The organism is Streptomyces sp. NPDC044106 (genome assembly GCF_056433985.1).
Map to the genome: position 1 here is coordinate 232,141 of NZ_JBWKFZ010000006.1, position 23,554 is coordinate 255,694.

Below are 23,554 nucleotides of genomic sequence, written 5' to 3' on the forward strand. Positions count from 1 at the left end.
CGCAGGTCAGAGGCGTTCTGCGGCGAACACGGGCTGCGTCAGACGCGGTCGACGAGGTCCGCGATGGAGTCCACGACGGTGGAGGGCCTGAAGGGGTGCTTGTCGATGTCGGCGCGGGTCGTCAGGCCCGTCAGCACCAGGAACGTCTCCATGCCCGCCTCCAGACCGGCCAGGACGTCCGTGTCCATGCGGTCGCCGATCATCGCGCTGGTCTCCGAGTGCGCCCCGATCGCGTTCAGCCCGGTCCGCATCATCAGCGGGTTCGGCTTGCCCGCGAAGTACGGGTTCTTGCCGGTGGCCTTGGTGATCAGCGCGGCGACGGCCCCGGTGGCGGGAAGTGGGCCCTCGGTGGAGGGGCCGGTCTCGTCGGGGTTGGTGCAGATGAAGCGGGCGCCCGCGTTGATGAGGCGGACGGCCTTGGTCATGGCCTCGAAGGAGTACGTGCGGGTCTCGCCGAGCACCACGTAGTCCGGGTCGTGGTCGGTGAGGACGTACCCGATGTCGTGCAGGGCCGTGGTCAGGCCCGCCTCGCCGATGACGTACGCGGTGCCGCCGGGGCGCTGGTCGTCGAGGAACTTGGCGGTGGCGAGCGCGGAGGTCCAGATGTTGTCGACGGGGACGTCGAGGCCCATGCGGGCCAGCCGGGCCTGGAGGTCGCGCGCGGTGTAGATGGAGTTGTTCGTCAGGACGAGGAACGGCTTGCCGGACTCGCGCAGCTTCTTGATGAAGGTGTCGGCGCCGGGGATCGGCACCCCTTCGTGGATGAGCACGCCGTCCATGTCGGTGAGCCACGATTCGATGGGCTTGCGCTCTGCCATGAGGTGCACTCCTGCGGTCTGCGGTCAGCCTGGTGGTGAGGGGACGCCGGGACAGCGCTGTGCCGACGCCCCACAGCCTAATCAGGATCCAGTGATCTTGACCCCGTCGATCACCGGAGCCCAGAGGTACGACGGTGAACTCTCAGCTGCCGGTCGCCGACTTCCAGTCCTCCACGTACGACGGAAGGTTCTCCGAGACGTCCCGCCAGTCCGGCCGGAAGATCTCCACGCCGTCCATGATCTTGCCGAGGGCGGTCGCGTTGGCGTCGGTGGGCCTGACGTCCTTGCGGGCCGGGAAGCCGCCGCCGATCTCGCTGACCTGGCGCTGCGCGTCGCGGCTGAGCAGGAAGTCCAGGAGTTTCCGCGCGTTGGCGTCGTGCGGGGCCTTGGTGACCAGGCCGGCCGCGTAGGGCAGCGCGAAGGTGGTCGGCCTGTCCGGGGCCTTCGCGGTCGCCGGGAACCAGATGTTGAGGTTCGGCAGGTCCTTGGACTGGGCGTAGTTCATCTGGACGTCGCCGTTGGCCGCCAGGAGCTCGCCCTTGTCGACCTTGGGCGCGAGCTTGCCGGTGGAGGCGGACGGGCCGACGTTGTTGGTCTGGAGCTTCTTCAGGTACTCCATCGCCGGCCCCTTGCCGCCGAAGTCGTGCATCGCCTTGATGAGCACGGCGGTACCGTCGCCCGCGACCCCGGGCGTCGAGTACTGCACCTTGTTCTTGTACGTGCCGTCGGTGAGGTCCTCCCACGTCCTGGGCGCCTTGCCGCCGGGCAGCTCCTTCTTGTTGTAGACGAAGCCGAAGTAGTTCTTCACCACGGAGGTCCACTTGCCGTCGGCGTCCTTGTCCGCGGCGCCGACCTCCTTCGACCCCTCGGGCTCGTACGCCTTCAACAGCCCCTTCTCGTCGGCCTGTTGGATGAAGGGCGGCAGCGTGATCAGCACATCGGCCTGGGTGTTGGACTTCTCGCGGACGGCGCGCTGCACCATCTCCCCCGAGCCGCCCTCGACGTAGTTCACCTTGATGCCGGTCTTCTTCTCGAACTCCTCGAAGACCCGGTCGTACCAGCCGTCGCCGTTCTCGCCCTTGAGGCCGTCGGCACTGTAGACGGTGACGGCCTTGTCGTCGGACGCGGCGGAGCTGCCGCCGCACGCGGTGAGGGATCCGGCAAGGACGAGGCCGCCGGTGACGGCGACGGCCGTGCGCAGGTGCTGGGCTCGGGTAAGGCGGGACATGACGTTTCGTACTCCTTGGCTTCAGCGGTAGGAGGCGCGGGTGCGGATACGGGAGACGGCGAACAGCACGAGGAGCGTGGCCGCCATCAGAACCACCGCGACGGCGGCGCCGGTGAACGTGGACCCGCGGTCGGTGGCCGCGTAGATCCGCACCGGGAGCGGCATCCAGTCCGGCGGGTAGAGCATCATCGTGGCGCTCAGCTCGCCCATGGAGAGCGCGAAGCAGAGCCCGGTCGCCGCCGTCAGGGACGGCAGCAGCAGCGGCAGCTTCACCTTCCACAGGACGTACGAGGGCCGGGCGCCGAGCGAGGCCGCGGCCTGCTCGTACGCCGGGTCGAGGCGGACGAGGGCCGCCGCGACCGACTGGTGGGCGAACGCCGTGACGAGCAGGGCGTGCGCGAGGATCACGATCCACCGCGTGCCGTTGAGGATCATCGGCGGCTTGGAGAACGCGACGAGCACCGCGAGGCCGACGACGACCGACGGCACGGCGAGGGGCAGCACGAACAGCGCGTCGACGAGCGCCTTGCCGCGCTTCTTCAGGGCGGCGGCGGCGAGCGCGGCCCACGAGCCGACGGCCAGCGCGAGCAGGCTGGCGCTCACCGCGGTCACCAGGCTCGTGGTGAGGGCCTCCAGGGACTCCCCGCGGGTGGCCGACGCGTAGTGCTCCCCGGTGAATCCGGTGGGGAAGGCCCCCGACCAGTGCTCGGCGAACGACGCCGTCAGGATCACGAGCAGCGGCAGCGCGAAGAGCGGCAGGAAGAGGACGAGGAAGAGCGCCCAGAGGGCCCATCTGCCCTTGTGGCTATGCACCAGCACGACGGCTCACCACCCGGTAGAGGCCGTAGAGGCCCACGGAGATCGCGATGTTGACGACGGCGACGACACACGCCGCCGGGTAGTCGGACTCGAGGATGGCCTTGCTGTAGACGAGCATCGGCAGGGTGGTGACCCCCTTGGCGCCCGTGAAGAGCACGATCCCGAACTCGTTCAGGCACATGACGAGGACGAGGCTGCCGCCCGCGGCGAGCGCGGGCAGCGCCTCGGGCAGGATGACGCGCCGGACGATACGGGCGGGCTTCGCCCCCAGACCGGCCGCGACCTCCAGCTGCGCCGTGTCGAGCTGCGAGAACGCGGCGAGCAGCGGCCGCATCACGAACGGCGTGAAGTACGTGATCTCGGCGAGCAGCACGCCCCACGGGGTGGTCAGGAACTGGAACGGGCCCTCCGCGGCGCCGGTCGCCTCCGTCCACACCCCGTTGGCCATGCCCTTAGTCCCGTAGACGAACAGCAGGGCGAGGGTGATGAGGAAGGACGGGAAGGAGAGGAAGACGTCGATGAACCGGGCGACGGCCTTCCCGCCGGGAAACGGCACGAACGCGATGATCAACGCGAGCGCGAACCCCAGTACGAGACACCCCGCGGTCGCCCCGACCGCCAGCCACACGGTGGCCCCGAGCGCCTCCCGGAACACCTCGGACGCGAACACGTCGGAGTACGCGGCGAACGAGGTCCCACCCGTATCGGGCCGCACCGACTGCTGAACGACGAGCACGAGCGGATAGAGGAAGAAGAGACCGAGGAGGAGGACGGGCGGCAGGGCCCACACGAGTGCGGGAACGCGCCGCTCCCGCCAAGGCGAGCCGTCCCGCTCCCGCTGTGGGCAGGCGTTCGGCTCCCGCTGTGGGCAGGTGTTCCGTGCGGCGGAACGGGTGGGCGCAGCCCCCGGTGCCGGGACACTGTCGGCGAGGCGCTCAGCGGGACTACCCACCGGTCACCCCTCCGGCCAGGAGCACCGCGTCGTCGGGCGCGAAGTGCAGCGTCACCGTTTCCCCGATCGCCGGGGGCGTCCGCAGCTCTCGTACGTCCGCCTTGATCCGCTCCCCGCCGACCACCACGTACAACCGGTGCGTGGCCCCCCGCCACTGGACCTCGACGACCTCCCCCACGACGGAGTTGGGCCCCTCGCCCAGCCCCACCAGATGCGGCCGCACGCACAACGTGGCGGTCACCCCCGCCGCCACCGCCCCCGTGTCGACGTCGAGTTCCGTGCCGCCGAGGGAGACGCCCTTCGTGCCCACCGTCACCGTGAGGAGGTTCGCGTTGCCCACGAACGACGCCGTGAACTCCGTCCGAGGAGCCCGGTACAGCTCCTGGGGCGTCCCGCAGTCCTGGAGCCTCGCCCGGTCCATGACGGCGATCCGGTCGGCCAGGGTGAGCGCCTCGACCTGGTCATGGGTGACGTACAGGATCGAGACGTCGGGCAACTCCCGGTGCAGACGGGCGAGTTCGGCCAGCATTCCGGAGCGCAGCTGTGCGTCGAGCGCGGACAGCGGCTCGTCGAGGAGCAGCACGCCCGGCCGGACGGCGAGCGCCCGCGCGATGGCGACCCGCTGCTGCTGCCCGCCGGACAGCTCGCGCGGAAGCCGTTTCGCGTACGCCGCCATGCCGGTCATCTCCAGCGCCTCGGCGACCCGCCCGGGTATCTCGGACTTCGCCACCTTCCGCGCCTTCATGCCGAAGGCGACGTTGTCCGCGACGCGCATGTGCGGGAAGAGCGCGTACTGCTGGACGACCATGCCGATGCCGCGCCGGTGCGGCGGCAGAGCGGTGACGTCGCGGCCACCGATGAACACCCGCCCCGCCGCGGGCCGCACGAACCCGGCGACGGCCCGCAGCGCGGTGGTCTTGCCGGACCCGGAGGGCCCGAGCAGGGCCATGACCTCGCCGGGCTCGACGGTCAGGTCGAGGGAGTCGAGGACGGTGGTGCCGCCGTACGCGACGGAGACCCGGTCGAAGCGGATGCCGCTGCCCATCAGCCGACTTCCCGGAGCAGGGCGGGCAGTTCGGCGACGGAACCGAGCACGTGGGTGGCCCCGGCCTCGCGCAGCGCGGCACCGTCGTGGGCGCCGGTGAGCACGCCCGCGACGACGGAGGCGCCGGAGCGTACGCCGCTGAGCATGTCGTAGGCCGTGTCGCCCGCGACGGCGATGTCCCGCACGCCGTCCACGGCGCCGGTCCGCAGGAAGGCGGCGAGCACCATGTCCGGGTAGGGGCGTCCGCGGCCGCCCGCGTCGGCGGGGCAGAGGGTCAGGCCGACCAGGTTCCGCCAGCCGAGCGCGTCGAGGATGGCGTCCTGGGTGACCCGGGCGAATCCGGTGGTGAGGACGACGGTGCGGCCGTCGTCCGCGAGCTCCTCGATGGCCTCGCGCGCCCCGGGGACGGGTGCGATGCGGCCGCCGTCGACGAGGGTCCCGTACGCCTTCTCGAAGGCGACGTTCGCCTGCCGCGCGAGCTTCTCCTCGCCGAACAGGTGCCGGAAGACGGAGATCTTGGACTCGCCCATGGTGGCGCGGACGTACTCCAGTTTCGCGGCGTGGTCGGCCGATTCGGGTTCGACGCCGAGTTCGCGCGCGGCGGCGGCGAAGGCCTGCTCGACGAGGCCGCCGTCGGCGACGGTGGTGCCGGCCATGTCGAGCACGACGAGCCCGATCCGGCTGCCGTCCGTGGTGTGCGTCATGGTGTTCGTCAAATCCCTCACCATCCCAGTTCGTCGGCGGTCTGCTCGGCGATCGCGGGCGAGCAGGTCATGCCGCGCCCGCCGGGCCCGGTGACCAGCCACACGCCGTCGCGCACCTGCTGCCGGTGCACGACACGGCTCGTGTCGACGCACTGCGCGTACACCCCGGCCCAGCGCCGCCGGATCTTCGGCAGCGGGCGGCCGAGGAAGCCCTCGACGACCTCGGTGAGGTGGTCGTAGGGGGCCTCGACGGTGTCGAAGGCGAAGGGGTGCTCGTACTCGTGGGTGTCGCCGATGGTCAGGCCGCCGTCCTCGCGCTGCACCATGAGCAGCTGCATCTTGTGCGCGGCGGCGGTCGGCGCCTGTGGCTGCCCGGCGTTGAGCGCGTCGAGCGCTTCCGACCGGTACGCCGGGTAGTAGCGGAAGCTGTCGGCGTCGGCGACGGAGGTGGTGAGCCGCTCGCCGAGGGGTTCGGTCTGCATCATCTGCAGCCTTACGCGGCGCACCGGCAGGTCGGGTCCGGCCAGCTCCCGGACGAGCCCGCCGAGCCAGCTGCCGGTGGCGAGCACGACGACGTCGCCGGTGTGCACGTCGCCGTGGTCGTCGCGGACGCTGCCCGCGCCGACGACCTCGCGGACCTCGCGGCCCGGCAGGAAGGTGTAGCGCGGGGACTTCGACAGGGCCTCGCGCAGCCGCAGTTGCGCGGTGCGCGGCTCCACGGCCGCGTCCCGCTCGCACCACAGGGCGGCGCTGAACTCGCCGCGCAGGGCCGGGTTGAGGGCGCGCGCCTCGTCGGCGGTGAGCAGCTTGTAACCGCGGGCGGCGGCGTCGGGGCGGGCCAGCGCGGCCTCGGCGACGGCGCGTTCCCTGTCGTCGCGCACGAGGGTGAGGGAGCCGTTGGCCCGGAAGCCGAGGCCCGGGACGCGCTCCCCGATGCCCTCCCACAGCTCACGGGCGCGCAGGGCGGTGTCGAGCTCCTCGCCGCCCGCCCGGCCGCTCACCCATATCTGCCCGAAGTTGCGCAGCGACGCTCCCCGGGCCTCGCTCTCGCGCTCGATCTGTACGACCTCGTGGCCGCGCTCCACTGCGTGCCAGGCGTGCATGGTTCCCACCACGCCGGCTCCTACGACGATGACTCTCACGGCGGCAACGCTGCTGGGGAGCGGTGACCCGCGCGGGGCCGACTGGCAACGGGACGGTGAACGCCCACCCAAGCTTGGACTAGACCCGTTACGCATCCGTGACTTTCGAGGGGCGGTGCATTCGAGGGGCGGATCAGCCGAGGTGGGTGGTGAAGGAGAACCGGTCCCCGCGGTAGAGGGTGCGTACGCGTTCGAGCGGCCGACCGTCCGTGTCCCGGGAGAGCCGGTGGATCAGCAGCATGGGGAGCGCGGGCGGAGTCCCGATGAGAAGGGCCTCGCGGGGGGTGGCGAGGACCGTTTCGATCCTCTCGTCGGCGTCGCCGAAGGAGATGCCGAGGCGGTCGCGCAAGTACGCGTAGAAGGAGGAGTCCGGTGCGAAGTCGACGTCGAGGCGGGGTACGCGGGCGACGGAGACGTACGTGCTCTCCAGGCCGACCCGCTCGTCGTCGGCGAGCAGCACCCGCTCCATGTGCCAGACGGGCTCGCCCGCACCGGCGCCGATCTCGGCGGCGAGCACGGCCGGGCACGGGAAGCGGTCCAGCGAGATGAGATTGCGGCCGGGCGTACGGCCCTGGCGCCGCACGCCCTCCGTGTAGCTCGCGAGCGACAGCGGCTGCTCCAGCTTCGGCCCCGCGACGACGGTGCCGCGCCCCTGCCTGCGCAGCCGCCCCTCCAGGAGCAGTTCGCGCAGCGCCTGGCGCACGGTCTCGCGCGCCACCTCGTACCGCTCGGCGAGATCCCGCTCGGTGGGCAGCGGCTGCCCGTCCCCCAACTCCACGATGAGCGCGGCTATCCGGGCCTTGACGGCGTAGTACTTCGGGATGCGGCCGTGCTCGGGGATGCCGGAGCGGATGGGGGCGCCGGGCACCTGGTCCAGCAGGTGGGCGGGGTGGTGCGCGGGGTTCGGGTTGTCCACTCGGGGATGTTCGCAGACGTACGTGAACACGCGGGTGAACGGGAGGTGGCGGAGGCCGGGGGCGGTCCTGGGCCGAGGTCAGCGCGCTCCGGACCGCAGGCGCCTGCGCCGGGCCGCCATGACGACGGCGCCCGCGCCGAGGAGGACGGCTCCGGCGGCGATCCCGGACACCGTCGGGGCGCCCGGACCCGTCTGGGCGAGCTGTTCGGCGGACGGCGTCGCGGGGCCTTCGGTCACGATGTCGAACGGGTAGTCGTTGGAGTCGCCGACCCAGTCGCCGTCGTCGTCCCTGCGCTGCACGAGCGCGGCGGACGCCACGACGCGGTCGGCCTCGGTGTCCGAGGTGAAGGTGAGCCGGACCTCGACCGTGACGGTACGGCCTGGCGCGACCGTGAACCCGGCGAAGCCCGCGTCGTCGAAGACGCCGACGTGCTCTCCCTGACCGGTCCTCTCGAACGGCACGGGCCGCCGCCGCTTCCCGTCGTCGAACTCCAGCTGGATCTGCTCGGGCCGCAGTGTCCGCGCCCGGTCGACGAGGACGACGATCGGGTGGATCCTGGCGCAGGTCTCGTCAGTGGTGTTGGTGAGGTCGATCGACCAGTGCTGGTAGCCGTCCCCGGGGTGGTAGGTGCCGGGCCCGCGGTGGATACGGGTGTCGATGGGGAAGTCGGCGCTGTCGTCCGTGGCGCAGGTGGGCCGTTTCACGGCGTGGGTCCAGGCCGCCCGGGAGGCGCGGCTCCCCCGGCTCCCGTCTCCGTCGGCCACCGCGGACGTCCCGGCCGTCGCGGGCGCCGCCACCACCACGGGCACGAGGACGGCGGCAGCGACGGCGGCACCGAGGACGAGGGAACGGCACAAGCGCATGAAGGGCCTTTGCTGAGCTGAACACCGACGAGGGGAGGCGGGGCGGGACCGGGAGCGGGAGGGAGGCGGACGGCGGTCGGCGTCCACCGGTCAGGGCATGCTTCGAGACCTTCCCCGCACGCGCGACCTCAGCGCCGCCCCACCGCGCGATGGGCCCGTTCGGCCGCCCGATCCCCCTCGTTCAGGCGAGTTTCCGCCGGAGCGGGTCGGCGGGCCCATCGGTCGACCGCCCACCGCCCGGACACCGGCCCGGAGCCCTACCAGGGGACGGTCTCGCCGTGCCGGTCGAGGAATTGCAGCCCAGGGGCGCCCGCCTGCGCTTCGAGGACGTCGACGACGGCCGGGATGCTCTCCCGGGGCTCGAGTGGCGCGTCGAAGCCGCCGAGCCGGGTCCGGTTGTGGCCGGGATCGATGAGCAGCTTGGTCTGCCCGTCGTCCGCGTGGCGGGTGGCGTAACTGCGCATCAGCTGGTTGAGAGCGGCCTTGCCGGCCTTGTAGAGCTCGTAGCCGCCGTCGGTATTGAGCGAGACGCTGCCCTGGTCGGAGGACATGACGGCGACGGTTCCGCCGGGCGCGACGAGTGCGCGCAGGGCCTCCAGGGCGCGCAGCGGGCTGAGCGCGTTGGTGATCATCACCTCGGTGAACATGTCGGTCGGGACCTCGTCGATCGGCAGGTCGCCCCGGTCGATCGCCGCGTTGACGAAGAGCAGGTCGAGCCGGCGGCCCGCCAGGCGCTCCCCCAGCGCGGCCACCTGGCCGGGGCTCGTCATCTCCAGCGTCTCCACCTCAAGGCGCCCGCCCCTGGCCTCGGCGGTCGCCCGCAGCTCGCCATCGTCCTGCCGCGCCGTGGCGACGACGCGCCAGCCGCGCCGGGCGAGCTCGTCGGCGAGGACCAGTCCTAACCCCCTGGAGGCTCCGATGACGAGGGCCTGAGGGGGTTGCGTACGGGAGGTGTCGGGCGGCGTGGCAGTCATCTGCGCTCCTTCGTCGTGGAGCGGTCAGCCTAGACGCACCGTCGCGTCCAAACAATGCCTGGACGCGCCGTCTCGCCCAATCCATGCCTGGACGCACCGTCGCGTCCGCGCAACACACTCCGCCCCCAACACCCGCCCCCGGGTACCGGTATCGTGTCCGCATGCCCGCCACGACCTCTCGCCCCCGCAGACCGCACTCCGGCAGCCGGCGCGACGAGGCCGCGCGCCTCGCCGTGCTCCACGCCGCGGACGACCTGCTCGTCGAGAACGGCTTCGGCGCCCTGACCGTCGAGGCGATCGCGCGCCGTGCCGGTGTCGCGAAGCAGACGATCTACCGCTGGTGGCCCTCGAAGGTGGAGATCCTCCTCGACACCCTCATCGAGGACAGCGACAAGCGCCTCCCCGTCCCTGCGGAGCGGCCCACGGCGGAGAGCATCCGCGGCTACCTGCGCGCCTTCGCGCGGTTCCTGACCCGTGACCCCGCGGGCAAGGTCCTGCTCGCGCTCATCGCCGAGGCGCAGCACGACCCGGACACGGCCAAGAGCTTCCACAAGCGCTATCTCGGCCCGCGCCGCGCCCTGGAGCGCGACATGCTGGCGCGCGCGGTCGACGCGGGCGAGATCGCGCCCGCGCTCGGCCCCGAGGCCACGGCCGACGCCGTCGTCGGCCCGATCGTCTATCGCGCGCTGACGGGTTCGAGCATTCCGCGCGGCCTGGTGGACACACTCGTGGAGGACCTGCTCAGGCCGCGCACGAAGTAGCGAGCGCCAACGGCGGGAGAGCCGTCGTCGAGCGCGTCACCGGCTGGACATCGAGCGCGTCACCGGCGCGAAGGGCCCGTGCTCCCCCAGGCCGCCTCGATCATCTCGAAGACCTCGTCCACCGCTCCCTGCGGATCGTCCGCCTCGCGGGCCAGCGAGTAGGCGTCGACGACGAACCGGGCGACCGCCCGGCAGGCCGTCGTGGTCCCCGGCAGGCCGAGATCGGCCGCGATGGCCGTGGCCAGCGACTTCGCATGGCGCAGCCGCATCGACTCGTCGTACTGCCGCAGGGCGGGCGATTCGTTGATCATGCGCCAGATCGGGCCCGCGCCGTCCGCCGTGCAGTGCCGCACCATGGCGTGGATCTCGCGGCGCAGCGCGGGGAGGAGCGGCTCGTGCGGCTCCCGGTCCACGACCGCCCTCGTGAGGCGCTGCTCGAAGTCCTCGTCCTGCTCGAAGACCAGGGCCTCTTTCGAGGCGAAGTGGGAGAAGAGCGTGGTGACGGCGACGTCGGCCTCGGCGGCCACGTCACGGATACCCACCGCGTCGTACCCGCGCTCCTGGAAGAGCCGCAGTGCCGCGTCGGCGATCTTCTGGCGGGTGGCGGCCTTCTTGCGCTCACGGCGCCCGGTCGGCACGGTCATGGCCAGATGCTATCAGGTACGAAACCACAACGGTCACGCAAAAACAACAGCTACAAAACACTAACCGTTAGTGTTACGTTCGGCGGCATGAAGAAAGTGAGCTTCGCCGAGTTCGGCGGTCCGGACGTCCTGCGCCTCATCGATGCCGAGGAGCCCCACGCGGGACCCGGCCACATACGCATCGCCGTGCGGGCGGCGGGGGTGAATCCCGTCGACTGGCGCGTCCGTGAAGGCCAGATCCTGGCCGCCCACCCCCTGGAACTGCCCGCGGGCGTCGGCCTGGACGCCGCGGGAGTGGTGGACGAGGTCGGCGAGGGCGTCGAAGGGATCGAGGTCGGCGATTCCGTCTTCGGCGAGGGGTCGAGCACCTACGCCGAGTTCGCCGTGCTTTCGGCCTGGGCGCGTATGCCTGAGGGGCTGACCTTCGAAGAGGCGGCCGGATACCCCTCCGTGGTGGAGACCGCGCTGCGCGTCATCCGCGAGGTGGGGGTGGAGGCCGGGCAGAGGTTGCTGGTCAGCGGGGCGTCGGGAGGTGTCGGCTCGGCGGTCCTGCAGATCGCCCGCGACCGCGGCATCGTGGTGATCGGCACGGCCGGTGCCGCGAACCAGGACTACCTGCGCGACCTGGGCGCCCTCGCCACGACGTACGGCGAGGGCTGGATCGACCGGGTGCGGCGGCTCGGCCGGGTCGACGCGGCCCTCGATCTCGCCGGGTCGGGCGTGATCCGCGAACTGGTCGAGCTGACGGGTGACGCGCGCAAGGTGCTCTCCATCGCCGACCTCGACGCACCGCAGTTCGGTGTCCGCTTCTCCGGCGCGGCGGGGAGCGTGCCGGACGCGCTGGCCGAGGCGGCCGAACTCATCGCGCGGGGCAAGCTCCACATCCCGGTCGAGAAGTCGTACTCGCTCACCGAGGCCGCGGCAGCCCACATCGACAGCCGGGCCGGCCATACACGCGGACGCCGGGTCATCGTCATCTGAGCGGCTTCCTGGGGGGCGGGGTCAGCCGTCATCCCGGGCCGTCGTGCGGAACAACTCCCTCCGCCCGCCCGAAGAGGGGAGCGAGGACCAGCTGGGCCGCCCCCTCGGCGACTCCGCGCTCCCCTCCCGCGGCGAGGCTCACCGGCACCGGCGTCCTCCCACCCCCGCGCCGGACGCGTTCGGCGACGACCGTGCCCACCCCTCGTACGAAAAGGTTCTCGGCGGCGTAGACCGTCCGGCCGCCCAGCAGCACGCGGTCGATGTCGAGCAGGCCGACGACGTTGCCCGCGGCCGTGCCGAGCACCCGCGCCGCCTCGTCGAGGTCGCCCCGGGCGACGGCCGCGAGGCAGAGCGCCTCGACACACCCCCGGTCCCCGCACTCGCAGCGCGGCCCGTCCAACTGCAGCACTTGGTGGCCGAATTCACCCGCGCCCGTGCGCGCGCCGCGGTAGAGGGCGCCGTCGAGCACGAGCCCGGCGCCGAGTCCGGTGCCGAGGTGGAGGTACGCGAAGGAGTCGGCGGCACCGGCGAGGGCCAGGCCCAGGGCGGCGGCGTTGGTGTCCTTGTCCACGACGACGGGCAGCCCGAGCCGCGCACCGAGCGCGTCGCGCAGCGCGAACCCGTCCCACTCCGGGAAGCCGGTGACACGGTGCAGTACGCCTGCGGCGTGGTCGAGCGGCCCGGGGAGCGCGACCCCGACTCCGGAGATCCGACGCCCGGCCCCTCCCTCTCCCTCTCCCTGCCCTTCGCCCTGCCCCCGCCCCTCTCCCTCTCCCTCTCCCTCTCCCTCTCCCTCTCCCGACCGCAACAGCTCCCGCACCTCGCCCGCCGCCGCCTCGACCACCGCCCGCGCGCCCGCGCCGAAGGCGAGCGGGGCGCGGCGTTCGGCGACCACCGTGCCGGTGAGGTCGACAAGGACCGCCGTCAGCGCGTCGCGGTCCAGGTGGAGGCCGACCGCGTGGCCCGCGGCGGGGACGAGCCGCAGCACCGTGCGGGGCTTGCCGCCGGTGGACGCGCGGCGGCCCGCCTCGGCGGCCAGGCCCTCGTCCCGCAGCCGCGCGGTGATCTTGCTGACCGCCTGCGGGGTGAGCCCGGTGCGCTCGGCGAGTTCGAGGCGGCTGATGCCCGCCTCGCCCGCGGCGCGCAGCAGATCGAGCACGAGCGCGGCGTTGTGCCCGCGCAGCGCCGGCAGGTTCACTCCGGGGTTCACCCTGTTCACGTACGGCTTCACGGACCCATTGTCCCGCCCGCTTGCACTTTGGCAACACCGTTGCTTAAGTGGAAGGCATGACTGGCACAGGCTCTTCACGCTCTCCCCTCCGCGTCGGCCTCGTCGGGTACGGCCTCGCGGGCTCCGTCTTCCACGCCCCACTGATCGCCGCCACCGAGGGCCTCGTCCTCGACACGGTCGTGACGTCGAACCCCGAACGGCAGGCGCAGGCCCGCGCCGAGTTCGGCGACGACCTGCGGTGCGCCGCGTCGGCCGACGAGCTGTGGGAGCGCGCGGACGAGCTCGACCTGATCGTCATCGCCGCTCCGAACAAGACGCACGTGTCGCTCGCCACCGCCGCCCTCAAGGCGGGCCTGCCGACCGTCGTGGACAAGCCGGTCGCGGGCACCGCCGCCGAGGCACGCGAGCTCGCGGCCCTCGCCGACGAGCGCGGGCTGCTCCTCTCCGTCTTCCAGAACCGCCGCTGGGACAACGACTTCCGCACGCTGCGGCAGCTGCTCGCCGACGGCGGGCTCGGTGACGTATGGCGCTTCGAGTCCCGCTTCGAACGGTGGCGGCCGCGCCCGAAGGGCGGCTGGCGCGAGTCCGGGAACCCCGAGGACATCGGCGGTCTCCTCTACGACCTCGGCAGCCACGTCGTCGACCAGGCCCTGGTGCTCTTCGGCCCGGTGGCGAGCGTGTACGCGGAGTCGGACGTCCGGCGCCCGGGAGCGGAGGCCGACGACGACACGTTCCTCGCCCTCACGCACACCAACGGCGTCCGCTCGCACCTCTACGTCAGCGCCACCACCGCCCAGCTCGGCCCGCGCTTCCGGGTCCTCGGCTCGCGGGCGGGCTACGTGAAGTACGGCCTCGACCCGCAGGAGGCGGCGCTGCGCGAGGGCAGGCGCCCGGCCGCGCGGGACGACGCGTGGGGCGTGGAGGACGAGTCGATGTGGGGCCGGGTCGGCGCCGGGGAGTCCCCGCTGACCGGCGGCGGCAGCCCGCTGCGGACCCTGCCGGGCGACTACCCCGCGTACTACGCGGCGGTGGCCGCGGCGCTGCGCGGCACCGGCGAGAACCCCGTCACCGCGCACGAGGCCGCCGCGGCCCTGGACGTCCTGGAAGCGGCCCGCCGCTCGGCCCGCGACGGTGTGACGGTGACGCTGTGAGCACTCCTCCCGCCCCCGCGAACGCCCCCTCCATCGACGAGCTGGAGGCCCAGGAACGCCGCCTGGTCCTGCCCCACTTCACGTACGACGACGCGTGGGCCCTCGGCACGCTCCTCGTGGAGCTGGCCCGCGAACGCGACGCCCCCGTCGCGATCGACATCCACCGCGGCGGCCAGCAGCTCTTCCACGCGGCGCTCCCCGGCTCGACGCCCGACAACGACGCGTGGATCGCCCGCAAGCGCCGCGTCGTCGAGCGCTACCACTGCTCCTCGTACCTCGTCGGCTCCCGCTTCCGCGCCAAGGGCACGACCTTCGAGGACTCCTCCCGCCTTGACCCCGACGTGTACGCGGCCCACGGCGGCGCGTTCCCGATCGCGGTCGATGGCGCGGGGGTGATCGGCACGGTGGTGGTGTCGGGGCTGCCGCAGATCGAGGACCATGCGCTGGTGGTGGCGGCGCTGGAGCGGTTCGCCGGGACGATCTGAGCCGAGGGGGCCGCACGGCCGAGGGGCCCCGGCGGCGGGGCCCCGGGGCGCGCGCTACGCCCCCTTCAGCTCCTGCCGCTGCCGCCCGAGCCCCTCGATCTCCAGCTCCACCACATCGCCCGCCCGCAGGTACGGCTTCGGCTCGGGCCGGCCCATCGCCACGCCGGCGGGCGTGCCCGTGTTGATCACGTCGCCCGGGTAGAGCGTCATGAACTGGCTCACGTACCGCACGACTTCGGCGACCGGGAAGATCTGGTCGGCGGTCGTGCCGTCCTGCTTCAGCTCGCCGTTGACCCAGAGCTTCAAGGAGAGCGCCTGCGGGTCCGCCACCTCGTCCGCGGTGACCAGCCAGGGGCCCAGCGGGTTGAACGTCTCGCAGTTCTTGCCCTTGTCCCAGGTGCCGCCCCGCTCGATCTGGAACTCCCGCTCGGAGACGTCGTGCGCCACCGCGTACCCCGCGACGTGCGCGAGCGCCTCCTCGTGCGACTCCAGGTAGCGCGCCGTACGTCCGATGACCACGGCGAGCTCGACCTCCCAGTCCGTCTTCACCGAGCCGCGCGGCACAAGCACCGTGTCGTCCGGGCCGACCACCGTGTCGGCCGCCTTGAAGAAGATGACCGGCTCGGCGGGCGGCTCGGCGCCCGTCTCTCGGGCGTGGTCGTGGTAGTTGAGCCCGATGCAGACGACCTTGCCGATCCGCCCGACCGGCGGCCCCACGCGCAACCCCCGGGCGTCGACAACGGGCAGGTCACCGGCGTCAGCAGCGGCCCTGATCCGGCCGAGCGCGCCCGCGTCGCCGAGCACGTCGCCGTCGATGTCGGCGACGATGCCCGACAGGTCATGGAGGGTGCCGTCGGCATCGATGAGTGCCGGGCGCTCCGCCCCCGCCGTACCGACTCGCAGCAGCTTCATGGTCAGACTCCATTCCTTCGGTAGCCCGGCCGATGGGATGCGGCCATCGGAGGTTTGGTCGATCGTCCAAGCTCGCCGTCCGGTCCGCAATACCCCGTTCACGTACTGGACCTTTACCGGGCGGTAGCCCCCGCCCTCATACGGCGGCGGCCAGCGCGCCCGCACTGCCCGGCATGTCCCGGTACAGCACCGCCCGCTCCACCGCGCTCCACGTCGTACTGGTCACCACGTACAGCGCGGCGGCCAGCGGCACCACGGCCACGGTGAACAGAGTCATGAACGACATCAGCGGCATCACCTTCGCGATCGCGCCCATGCCCGGCACCTGCTGGTCCCCGGCCCCGGCCTGCGGCACCGGGTTGGCCACCATCTGGCGCTTGGTGCGCCGGAAGTTGAAGGTGGCGACGGACGCGACGATCACGAAGAGTCCGACGTAGACCAGGCCCTGCGCACCGAACACCCCGCCGCCCGCCAGCGCGTCCGTCCACCGGCCGCCGAGCGGCGCCGCGAACAGGGTGTGGTCGAGCAGCGCGTTCGCGTCGCCGCCGATGCTGGAGCTGGAGAAGAGGTGGTAGAGGAGGAAGAAGGCCGGCAGCTGGAAGAGGCTGGGCAGGCAGCCGGAGAGCGGCGACACCTTCTCCTCGCGGTGCAGTTCCAGGACGGCCTTCTGCAGCTTCTCCGGGTTCTTGGCGTGTTTCTTGCGCAACTCGGCGATCCGCGGCGACAGCTCGGCGCGCGCCCGCTGGCCCCGGGCCGACGCCCGCGACAACGGATGTACGAGGAGTCGTACGCAGGCGGTGAACAGCACGATCGCGGCGGCGGTCGCCGAGCCGTGGAAGAGCGGGTCGAGCAGATCGGCGAGGTGCTCGACCAGACTGGCGAACACGGACATGAAAGCGGACATGGAGAAGCCCTCCGAGGGTCTCGTCGTGCCGGGAGAGAGGGCGACGGTCAGCGAGGGCTGCCGTCGCGTCGGCATGACGAACCGCAAGGGACGCCAGGAAAGCTGGGTGTGTTCCCCTACGCGGCCGTCAGGAGGAGACGGCCGGGTGCTCGGGGGCGCCTGCGGCCCCGGGCGTCGGGGTCGCGTTGCGGCAGGAAGGCCGTACGCATCTCGCGGTCGCGGATCGCCGTGCGCACCCTGGTGCGGGGCACGGCGGGCGCGCAGCGCGCGGCGATCACGGAGCAGACGGCGAGCGCGGAGCCCGCGGCGGCGGTCGCGGCGAGCGCGACGGCGGCGGTGAGGCTGCCGGTGTCGACGAGGACGACCTCGACGAGGAGGAACAGGAGGAGAAGGGCGGGGCGGGCGGCGGCTCTGCCGTCGCGGATCACGTTGCGCAGCACTCCGCGCATGACCACCCTCCTCTCCTCGTCCGTGTACTCATACGTGTACACCTACACGTACGACAATGCTAAGTACTACAGCCGTTATACAGGATCAACTTCGGCGCCCTGAAGAAGCCCCGAGGCTGAGGTCGTCGTCCTCCCCGTCGAGGGGATCGCCCGCGAGGACCTCGGCGTCCGGCCGGCTGTCGGCGCGGTCGCCGGGCCCCGCGTACGACACGGCGAGCGCCACGGCCAGGTTGAGGGCGAGCGCGAGGATTCCCGCGTTGACGCCGAGGACGGGGTCGTGGTCGCCGAAGACGAGCGCGCACACGACCCCGACCCCCACGACGAGCCCGCTCAGCGACCCGGCGAGGGTCAGCCTCCGCCACACGAGGCCGAGCAGCAGCATCGGTACGAGCTGCGCCATCCCCTCGTACGAGATGAGGGAGAGCCGTACGAGGGTGTTGGGCGCCCCGTAGGTCAGAGCGAGGGCGACGCCTCCCGCGACGACGACCACGCCCTGCGAGGCGAGCTTCTGCCGCTGCGGAGTGCGCCAACGGGGCAGGAGCGACAGCACGCTGCTGCCCCACATGGTCCCGATGACCAGCATGAACACGGCCATGGGCACGATGGAGGAGAGCGCGGCCGCGACCCCGATGACACCGACGGCCCACGCGGGCAGCGAGTCGACCACCAGCTTGAAGAGCGCCAGATTGGACTCGGCGCCGACGAGTCCCGGGACGACGAAGAGGGCGGCCATGCCGAGCAGCATGGGGACGAAGAGCAGGACGTTGTAGCCGGGCAGCCAGATGGCGTTGCGGCGCAGGGCGTCCGCGTTGCGGGCGCCGAGGTAACCGGCGACGGTGGTCGGGAAGATGACGACGGTCACGGCGTTGAGCAGCGACGTCGTGGCGAACCACGCCTCTCCGTACGGGCTCCCGCCGCTGCCCGGCAGCGTGAGCCAGTCGCTCTTCTCGCGCACGATCCGGTCGAGGAAGTCCCCGTACCCGTCGAAGTAGTGGAGGGGTACGTAGACGGCGAGGAAGGCGAGCGTGCCGATGACGAGCACGTCCTTCAGGACCGAGACCCAGGCGCTGCCGCGGAGCCCGCTCACCACCACGAAGCCGGTCGTGACGGCGAAGCCGATGAAATAGGCCCAGTTGAGGCTGATGGCGCCGTAGGAAATGGTGGAGACGACGACGCCCATGCCGGTGATCTGCAACTGGATGTAGGGCAGCAGGAACACGGTGACGAGGAGGGCGACGCCCGCGCCGAGCCACGGCCGCCCGTACCGGTGGGCGACCATGTCGGAGATGCTGACGAGCCCGTGGCGCCGGGCGTAGGCCCAGAGCATGGGGCCGACGACGTACCCCACGGCGTATCCGCAGGACATGTACGCGACGACGTACAGCACGGGCGCGCCGTAGTTGTACCCCCAGCCCGCGGCCCCCAGATAGCTGAAACTGGTGTAGCCCTCGCCCGCCATCAGCACCCAGATGAACACGCCCCCGAGGCTGCGCCCGCCCACGGACCACTCGGCGATCCCGCCCTGCTTCCCGCGCCCGCGGACGGCGGCGAGGCCGAGCGCGACGGTCCCCACCATGAAGACGCCGAAGACGGCGGTGGCGACGGCTCCGTCACTCATGACCGCCGCTCCTTCAGTTTCCGGTCGCCCCGGTGGGTGAGCCACACGCACACGGGCGTGAGCAGCGTCGCGCAGAGCAGCCAGAAGAACAGGAAGGGCAGCCCGAGGACGACGGGCCGCACGCGGTTGGCGAGCGGCAGGGCCCCGAGGTAGAGCACGAAGGGGACCAGGAGCCAGAGGAGATGGGGACGTCGAGCGATCACGAGGCCTGACCCTATCCGGGGCGCGGGGCGCGAACCTCGGCCTAACGCGGCCGCATGGCGCGCAGCTTGCCCCACACGACGAGCCGGTACTTGGAGGTGTACTCGGGGGTGCAGGTGGTGAGCGTGACGTAGTACCCGGGCTCGCGATACCCGTACCCCGCGCGCACGTCGCTGCGCGGCACCGCGCGGATCACTCCGCCGTCGCGTGCGGAGGTCCGCGCCAGCGTCTTGTCGACGACGTACGTATAGGTGGCCTGCGCGGTCTCGACGGTGACCTCGTCCCCGCGCCGCAGCCGGTCGATGTGGCGGAACGGCTCCCCGTGCGTGTTGCGGTGCCCGGCGAGCGCGAAGTTCCCGGCCCGGCCGGGCTGGGCGGTACGGGGATAGTGACCGGCGTACCCCTGATTGAGCACGGCCCCTTTGCTGACGCCCTCGGCGACGGGGACGCGGATGCCGATGCGGGGGATGCGGAGGACGGCGTAGGCCTGGTCCCAGCGGGGGGTGGGGGGACGGCCTTCGGTTCCGCTGCTGTCCGTACGGGGGCGATCGTTGTCCGGGGACGAGCTGGTGGAGCGGCCCCCTGCCCCAGAACGAGAACCGGCCCCGGAATCGGAACCGGAACCGGCCCCGTCGCCCGAACCGCCCCCGGGACCGGACGCCCCGCCCTCACCCCTACCCCACTCCTCCTCCAGGGCCTGGACCTTCCGCTCGGCGGCGGCGCGGGCTTGGCGGTTGGTCCACCACAGCTGATGGGCGACGAGCAGAAGGAGGACGAGTCCGAGGGTGACGGCGATCTCGGCCCCGCCCCACAGGGCGCGCACGACGGGGGTGCGGCGCGGGGCGCGTCGAGGGGCGCGTCGCCGGGTGCGTCGCCAGGTGCGTCCGTGCTGGACCACCGGAATCCGCTCGCGCACGAGGCCTCCTCCTTGAGCTGCCCGGGCCCCCGGGCTTCCCGGGCTCCTCGAACCGCTACCGCTCCATCCGCTCGGGCCCGCCCGGCCGCCGGGAGGATAGGCGTTGCTCCGCCAACAATCCATGGCCGGACGAGGCAGCTGCCGAACCGCCCCTCCTGCTGGAGGCCCCCTCGGCAGTACCGTGTCCCGTATGCGCCCCGACAAGCCTGCTGCCGCCGACCACGTCGACGTCGACCACATCGCCGAAGCCGCGCGCCTGGAACGCACGGCCGGCCTGTACCCGGAGGACGCCGAACAGCTCCTCCTCCAGGCCGCGGCCCACCTCGAACTGGCCGGCGCCCGCGACCGCGCGACGACGCTCTACGACCGCTTGCTCTCCGCACAGACGCCCGCGGGCTCGCCTCTCCTCATCCGCGCCCTGAAGGCGTCGAACCTCTGGGAGTACGGCCACGAGGCGGAGGCGAGGGCGATCATCGACGGCGTCCGCGCGGCGGCGCCGCGGGACCCGGCGCCGTGGGTGATCGTGGCGGAGTCACTCGAATCGCACGACGAGCTGGAGCAGGCGCACGAGACGTTCACGGAGGCGGCGACGCGGCTGCTGCCCGCGCAGGCGGCGGAGCCCCCGTACGCGACGCACCCGATCCTCTTCGGCCGCCACCGCGTACGCCGCCTCCTGGGCGCGGACCACGACGCGTGGGACACCCTGGCGGACCGGGTCTCCACGGCGCCGGTCCCCCTGGACGAGCTCCACGACCCGAAGCGGGTCTGGTCCCTCGGTTCGGAGAACCCGGCGGAGCTGCGCGCGGAAATCTCCCGAATCCAGGCGGAGTTGGGCTCGTACAGGGAGGCCCTCTCCCGCCCCTTCCCGGTGGCGATCCTCCACTGGCCGGCGCCGGAACTGACGGAACTCCTGTCGGCGTACCCGTCCCTGTCCTCGGAGTACCCCTCCCACGAGGCGCACCTGTCGACCATAGAGTCGTCACTGAGGGAACTCTCCGCCTCGGGAACCCCGAACCTGGGCATCGTCACGGGAACGGTCCCGTCCTACGAGGCCTTCGCCGCGTCCGAGGCATCCTCCCCGGAGGACCCCTCACTCCTCCCCCAGTACGCGACGACGCTGGCGGCGCGGGGGCGGGCGACGTCTTGGCCTCCTGAGGGGGGCGGGGAGTGTTGGTGCGGGTCGGGCGTGGCTTATGGGACGTGCCACGGCAGCGATTGACAGCGGGACCCTCGACTCGTCCCCCTCCCTGAGCCACCGAAGTCCGGCCTAGTCCTCGCCCACTTCCGAACCACCGTCCGATCACCGGCATCGAGCGAAACTTCAGGACCACATGCCAGAGACGAACGAGCCACGCCCTCTCCCTGCGCCGAATAGCAAGGAGTTGCAGGACCTGGTCCCTGACTCCGAGACACGGGCCGTGTACCAAGTGCTCTACCAGTCGCAGGAAGAACCACTGGCCATGCCTGCCATCAGGGAGCGCGTCAGCCTCGTCACCGGCAAGGCCAACTTGCAGATGGACCGGCGGCTTCGCTCGCTGCGCACCCACTTCGACGTGCCCGCACAGCGCATACCGGGGGAGAAGAACCTCTTCGTCTATCCGCTGCTCGGCTGGAATCCTCATTTCGGCAAGCGAACGGCGCGGAAGAACATCCGCGGATCAGTACGCGCCATGGTCCACCACACATATGGCAACCGCTGTGCCGCTTGTGGCCGCACGCCCAAAGACGACCAGGTGAAGCTGGTCATCGATCACATGGTCCCGCTTGACCTAGGCGGAACCAACGAACAGGAAAACCTCCAGCTGCTCTGCGAGGAGGACAACCATGACAAGCAGTCTCTCTTCGCCGACCATCAAGAGAACGCCGCTGCCCTGCGAAAGTCGCTGGCACTCCCCGAGGTCCATCTGCGGATCGGCGAACTACTGAAGGCTATGGCAGGCGAGAACGTCCCAAAGGAGCTTATTGTTCTCGTTGCCCGGGAAGAGAACCACGGCGATCCGACCAAGCGAATGCGTGAGCTCAGATCCCTCGGCTGGATCATCGAGAACACTCAGCGCAGGAAGGGGCGGCGCGTCCTCTCGTTCTATCGCCTGGAACACTGGGAGCCTTGGCCCCCGGGGGGCCCGCAAGCCGCGATTGCCAAGCTTGAGCGGACGCGCCAGAGAGCGAAACGTTCGGCGACAGACGCAGCCGGGAACAGCTCGCAGGAGTAGAGCAGTGAGTGATCCGCAGCCCTGGTCTCCGCCAGAAGGCTCATGGGCATCGTCTGCCGCGAGGCGACGCAACATGCAGGCGATCCGGAGCCGGGACACCAAACCTGAACGGCTGATCAGGCGGCTCGTCCATGCCAACGGCCTACGTTATCGTGTCTCGACACGCCCGCTGCCCGGCCTTCGCCGAACCGCAGACATGGTCTTTCGGCCAGCAAAGGTCGCCGTATTCATCGACGGTTGCTATTGGCACGGATGCCCCGAACACTATGTGTCGCCAAAGACCAATCCAGGCTACTGGTCGGACAAGGTCAAACGGAATATGGAACGGGACCGGGACACCGACCAGCAGCTAACAGAAGCTGGCTGGCTTGTTCTGCGCTTCTGGGAACACACGTCCGCCGAAGAGTCGGCAGCTGAGATTACACGGCTGGTCTCGGAGCGGCGGAACCGCACATCAGATGAGGGTGTCCCGGACTGAAGCGCTAGTAGTGCCGTCCAGCTCACGGTCTCCCACAGGAGGTTCCATCAGATCCCCCGTGCGCTCCAGCGCGTCCTTGATGGCCAACCCGACAGCCTTGGCGACGGGCGGAGGGAACGCATTGCCCACCTGCCGGTATTGGGCGGTCTTACGCCCAGCGAAAATCCAGTCCGTAGGGAATCCCTGAATAATCGCCGCCTGTTCGACAGTGAGCATGGGGCCGACGCGCTTCTCCTCCGGCACATCGATCGCCAAGTCCTTGTTGCCCAAGTCCCTTTCGAGGTTGGGTTCCTTCTCGTCGTTAGCGACACCCATCCCGTTCACCCCGAGGGCCCGCCAGGCCTTCTTCGCTCGGGTCGGCCCGAGGTCAGCGCCACCATGCTTCTTGGAGCCGCCCACAAGGGTGGGGGCCACCGTTCCGGCTTCAGTAGCCTTCTTGAGCCACTTCTCAAAACCGTCAGGCCTGCCGGCATCGGTGAAACGGCGCTCCATCGTGTCCCTCAACGCCTGCGCCACTGTCTTAAGCTCATCTGTCGGCTTCGGCCAGTCAAATCCGCGGTAACAGTCCTTTCGGATCGCCACCAGAATCGCACGAGGCCGAAGCTGAGGAACGCCGTAGTCGGCGGCCTCCAGGAGACGCCACCCACACACAACATATTCCATGTCGCGAAGCTCGCGCTTGATATCTTCTCGATAACGGAAGAACTTATCGAAAGGTTTAACGAGACCGGCAACGTTTTCGATCATTACCGCGCGAGGAGTCAGTTCTCCTACCAGTCTCAGCATCTCCGGGAAGAGATCACGCTCGTCATCCTGACCGAGTTGCTTCCCGGCGACAGAGAAAGGGGGGCAAGGGACCCCGCCGGCGAGTAGATCGAGATCTTTTACTGTCGGCTTGAAGTCCTTGACGTCCATGGGAAGGATTTCGCACTCAGCAGCCTCTTCCTCTCCCCAGACCTTGCGCTCCACCACGTTGAGCTTGAGCGTCTCGGCCGCAAACTTGTCGATCTCGACGAGTGCACGGTGACGGAACCCCGCCCCATGGAGGCCAACTGCCTGGCCTCCAGCTCCCGCGCAGATCTCAATCGAGGTCAGCGGCTGGTCGCTGGAACTCATCGAACCCTCCCGGTGGTGTAGCTACGACACGC

The 23,554-nt window shown here is 71.0% G+C and carries 26 protein-coding genes; 7 read left to right on the plus strand and 19 right to left on the minus strand.

The window, feature by feature from the left end:
- Positions 1-38 precede the first annotated feature (38 nt).
- The 10 genes from AC07DI_RS12750 to AC07DI_RS12795 form a co-directional block, all read right to left on the minus strand.
- Entirely contained in the window at positions 39-818 is a 780-nt protein-coding gene (locus tag AC07DI_RS12750; RefSeq protein WP_384253852.1) for an HAD-IIA family hydrolase, read from the minus strand.
- Between the two features lie 142 nt (positions 819-960).
- A complete protein-coding gene (locus tag AC07DI_RS12755) occupies positions 961-2,046 on the minus strand; it encodes a 2-aminoethylphosphonate ABC transporter substrate-binding protein (protein ID WP_478904219.1) in 1,086 nt (361 codons plus the stop codon).
- Between the two features lie 21 nt (positions 2,047-2,067).
- Positions 2,068-2,865: an ABC transporter permease gene (locus AC07DI_RS12760; protein ID WP_478904221.1), complete on the minus strand. Its 798-nt coding sequence runs from the start codon at positions 2,863-2,865 to the stop codon at positions 2,068-2,070.
- The gene (locus AC07DI_RS12765; RefSeq protein ID WP_478904461.1) at positions 2,852-3,655 is read right to left on the minus strand and encodes a 2-aminoethylphosphonate ABC transporter permease subunit; all 804 of its coding nucleotides are present in this window, start codon (positions 3,653-3,655) and stop codon (positions 2,852-2,854) included. Before AC07DI_RS12765 ends, AC07DI_RS12760 begins: the two co-directional genes overlap by 14 nt.
- Positions 3,656-3,809: 154 nt before the next feature.
- Entirely contained in the window at positions 3,810-4,862 is a 1,053-nt protein-coding gene (locus AC07DI_RS12770) for an ABC transporter ATP-binding protein (RefSeq protein ID WP_478904223.1), read from the minus strand.
- Positions 4,862-5,566, minus strand: coding sequence for a phosphonatase-like hydrolase (locus AC07DI_RS12775; protein WP_478904225.1), 705 nt, complete (start codon positions 5,564-5,566; stop codon positions 4,862-4,864). The genes AC07DI_RS12770 and AC07DI_RS12775 overlap by 1 nt, the downstream gene beginning before the upstream one ends.
- Before the next feature lie 17 nt (positions 5,567-5,583).
- Positions 5,584-6,708 (minus strand): TIGR03364 family FAD-dependent oxidoreductase, encoded by a 1,125-nt coding sequence (locus AC07DI_RS12780; RefSeq protein WP_478904226.1) that lies wholly within the window; start codon positions 6,706-6,708, stop codon positions 5,584-5,586.
- 133 nt (positions 6,709-6,841) lie between these two features.
- Positions 6,842-7,624, minus strand: a complete 783-nt coding sequence (locus AC07DI_RS12785; protein ID WP_384253837.1) for a GntR family transcriptional regulator — start codon at positions 7,622-7,624, stop codon at positions 6,842-6,844.
- Positions 7,625-7,702: 78 nt separating this feature from the next.
- The gene (locus AC07DI_RS12790; protein ID WP_478904228.1) at positions 7,703-8,488 is read right to left on the minus strand and encodes an LPXTG cell wall anchor domain-containing protein; all 786 of its coding nucleotides are present in this window, start codon (positions 8,486-8,488) and stop codon (positions 7,703-7,705) included.
- Positions 8,489-8,745: 257 nt separating this feature from the next.
- Positions 8,746-9,462: an SDR family NAD(P)-dependent oxidoreductase gene (locus tag AC07DI_RS12795; protein ID WP_478904229.1), complete on the minus strand. Its 717-nt coding sequence runs from the start codon at positions 9,460-9,462 to the stop codon at positions 8,746-8,748.
- 161 nt (positions 9,463-9,623) lie between these two features.
- On the opposite strand from AC07DI_RS12795, the gene AC07DI_RS12800 reads away from it, so the two are divergent.
- The gene (locus tag AC07DI_RS12800) at positions 9,624-10,223 is read left to right on the plus strand and encodes a TetR/AcrR family transcriptional regulator (protein WP_478904231.1); all 600 of its coding nucleotides are present in this window, start codon (positions 9,624-9,626) and stop codon (positions 10,221-10,223) included.
- Between the two features lie 59 nt (positions 10,224-10,282).
- On the opposite strand, the gene AC07DI_RS12805 is transcribed toward AC07DI_RS12800, so the two are convergent.
- Entirely contained in the window at positions 10,283-10,867 is a 585-nt protein-coding gene (locus tag AC07DI_RS12805) for a TetR/AcrR family transcriptional regulator (RefSeq protein ID WP_478904232.1), read from the minus strand.
- Between the two features lie 87 nt (positions 10,868-10,954).
- Between AC07DI_RS12805 and AC07DI_RS12810 the strand changes: the two genes are divergently transcribed.
- A complete protein-coding gene (locus AC07DI_RS12810) occupies positions 10,955-11,848 on the plus strand; it encodes an NADP-dependent oxidoreductase (protein WP_478904234.1) in 894 nt (297 codons plus the stop codon).
- Between the two features lie 28 nt (positions 11,849-11,876).
- Here the strand turns inward: AC07DI_RS12810 and AC07DI_RS12815 are convergent, their stop codons facing one another.
- A complete protein-coding gene (locus tag AC07DI_RS12815) occupies positions 11,877-13,079 on the minus strand; it encodes an ROK family transcriptional regulator (RefSeq protein WP_478904235.1) in 1,203 nt (400 codons plus the stop codon).
- A gap of 56 nt (positions 13,080-13,135) precedes the next feature.
- Here AC07DI_RS12815 and AC07DI_RS12820 point away from each other — a divergent pair, with 56 nt between their 5' ends.
- Positions 13,136-14,230, plus strand: coding sequence for a Gfo/Idh/MocA family oxidoreductase (locus AC07DI_RS12820; RefSeq protein ID WP_478904237.1), 1,095 nt, complete (start codon positions 13,136-13,138; stop codon positions 14,228-14,230).
- Complete coding sequence (locus AC07DI_RS12825) at positions 14,227-14,715, plus strand: heme-degrading domain-containing protein (protein WP_384253821.1); 489 nt, start codon at positions 14,227-14,229, stop codon at positions 14,713-14,715. The genes AC07DI_RS12820 and AC07DI_RS12825 overlap by 4 nt, the downstream gene beginning before the upstream one ends.
- A gap of 54 nt (positions 14,716-14,769) precedes the next feature.
- Here AC07DI_RS12825 and AC07DI_RS12830 read toward each other — a convergent pair whose 3' ends face one another.
- From AC07DI_RS12830 to AC07DI_RS12855, 6 genes are all read right to left on the minus strand, one after another.
- The gene (locus AC07DI_RS12830) at positions 14,770-15,627 is read right to left on the minus strand and encodes a fumarylacetoacetate hydrolase family protein (protein ID WP_478904238.1); all 858 of its coding nucleotides are present in this window, start codon (positions 15,625-15,627) and stop codon (positions 14,770-14,772) included.
- Positions 15,628-15,763: 136 nt separating this feature from the next.
- Entirely contained in the window at positions 15,764-16,531 is a 768-nt protein-coding gene (locus tag AC07DI_RS12835) for a YidC/Oxa1 family membrane protein insertase (RefSeq protein ID WP_478904239.1), read from the minus strand.
- Between the two features lie 116 nt (positions 16,532-16,647).
- A complete protein-coding gene (locus tag AC07DI_RS12840; protein WP_384253814.1) occupies positions 16,648-16,980 on the minus strand; it encodes a DUF6412 domain-containing protein in 333 nt (110 codons plus the stop codon).
- Positions 16,981-17,065: 85 nt separating this feature from the next.
- Positions 17,066-18,598 carry a sodium:solute symporter family protein gene (locus tag AC07DI_RS12845; protein WP_478904240.1) on the minus strand — a complete coding sequence of 511 codons (1,533 nt, stop codon included), beginning with the start codon at positions 18,596-18,598 and terminating at the stop codon, positions 17,066-17,068.
- The gene (locus AC07DI_RS12850; protein WP_478904241.1) at positions 18,595-18,801 is read right to left on the minus strand and encodes a DUF3311 domain-containing protein; all 207 of its coding nucleotides are present in this window, start codon (positions 18,799-18,801) and stop codon (positions 18,595-18,597) included. Before AC07DI_RS12850 ends, AC07DI_RS12845 begins: the two co-directional genes overlap by 4 nt.
- Positions 18,802-18,842: 41 nt before the next feature.
- The gene (locus AC07DI_RS12855) at positions 18,843-19,715 is read right to left on the minus strand and encodes a class E sortase (protein WP_478904243.1); all 873 of its coding nucleotides are present in this window, start codon (positions 19,713-19,715) and stop codon (positions 18,843-18,845) included.
- Positions 19,716-19,905: 190 nt separating this feature from the next.
- On the opposite strand from AC07DI_RS12855, the gene AC07DI_RS12860 reads away from it, so the two are divergent.
- The 3 genes from AC07DI_RS12860 to AC07DI_RS12870 all read left to right on the plus strand — a co-directional run bounded on the left by AC07DI_RS12860 (position 19,906) and on the right by AC07DI_RS12870 (position 22,406).
- Entirely contained in the window at positions 19,906-20,934 is a 1,029-nt protein-coding gene (locus tag AC07DI_RS12860) for an SEC-C metal-binding domain-containing protein (RefSeq protein ID WP_478904245.1), read from the plus strand.
- A 199-nt stretch (positions 20,935-21,133) separates the two neighbouring features.
- Positions 21,134-21,928 carry an HNH endonuclease gene (locus AC07DI_RS12865; RefSeq protein ID WP_478904247.1) on the plus strand — a complete coding sequence of 265 codons (795 nt, stop codon included), beginning with the start codon at positions 21,134-21,136 and terminating at the stop codon, positions 21,926-21,928.
- 73 nt (positions 21,929-22,001) lie between these two features.
- A complete protein-coding gene (locus AC07DI_RS12870; RefSeq protein WP_384253799.1) occupies positions 22,002-22,406 on the plus strand; it encodes a very short patch repair endonuclease in 405 nt (134 codons plus the stop codon).
- Here the strand turns inward: AC07DI_RS12870 and AC07DI_RS12875 are convergent.
- A complete protein-coding gene (locus tag AC07DI_RS12875; RefSeq protein WP_478904249.1) occupies positions 22,383-23,522 on the minus strand; it encodes a DNA cytosine methyltransferase in 1,140 nt (379 codons plus the stop codon). The genes AC07DI_RS12870 and AC07DI_RS12875 overlap by 24 nt on opposite strands.
- Positions 23,523-23,554: the final 32 nt, after the last annotated feature.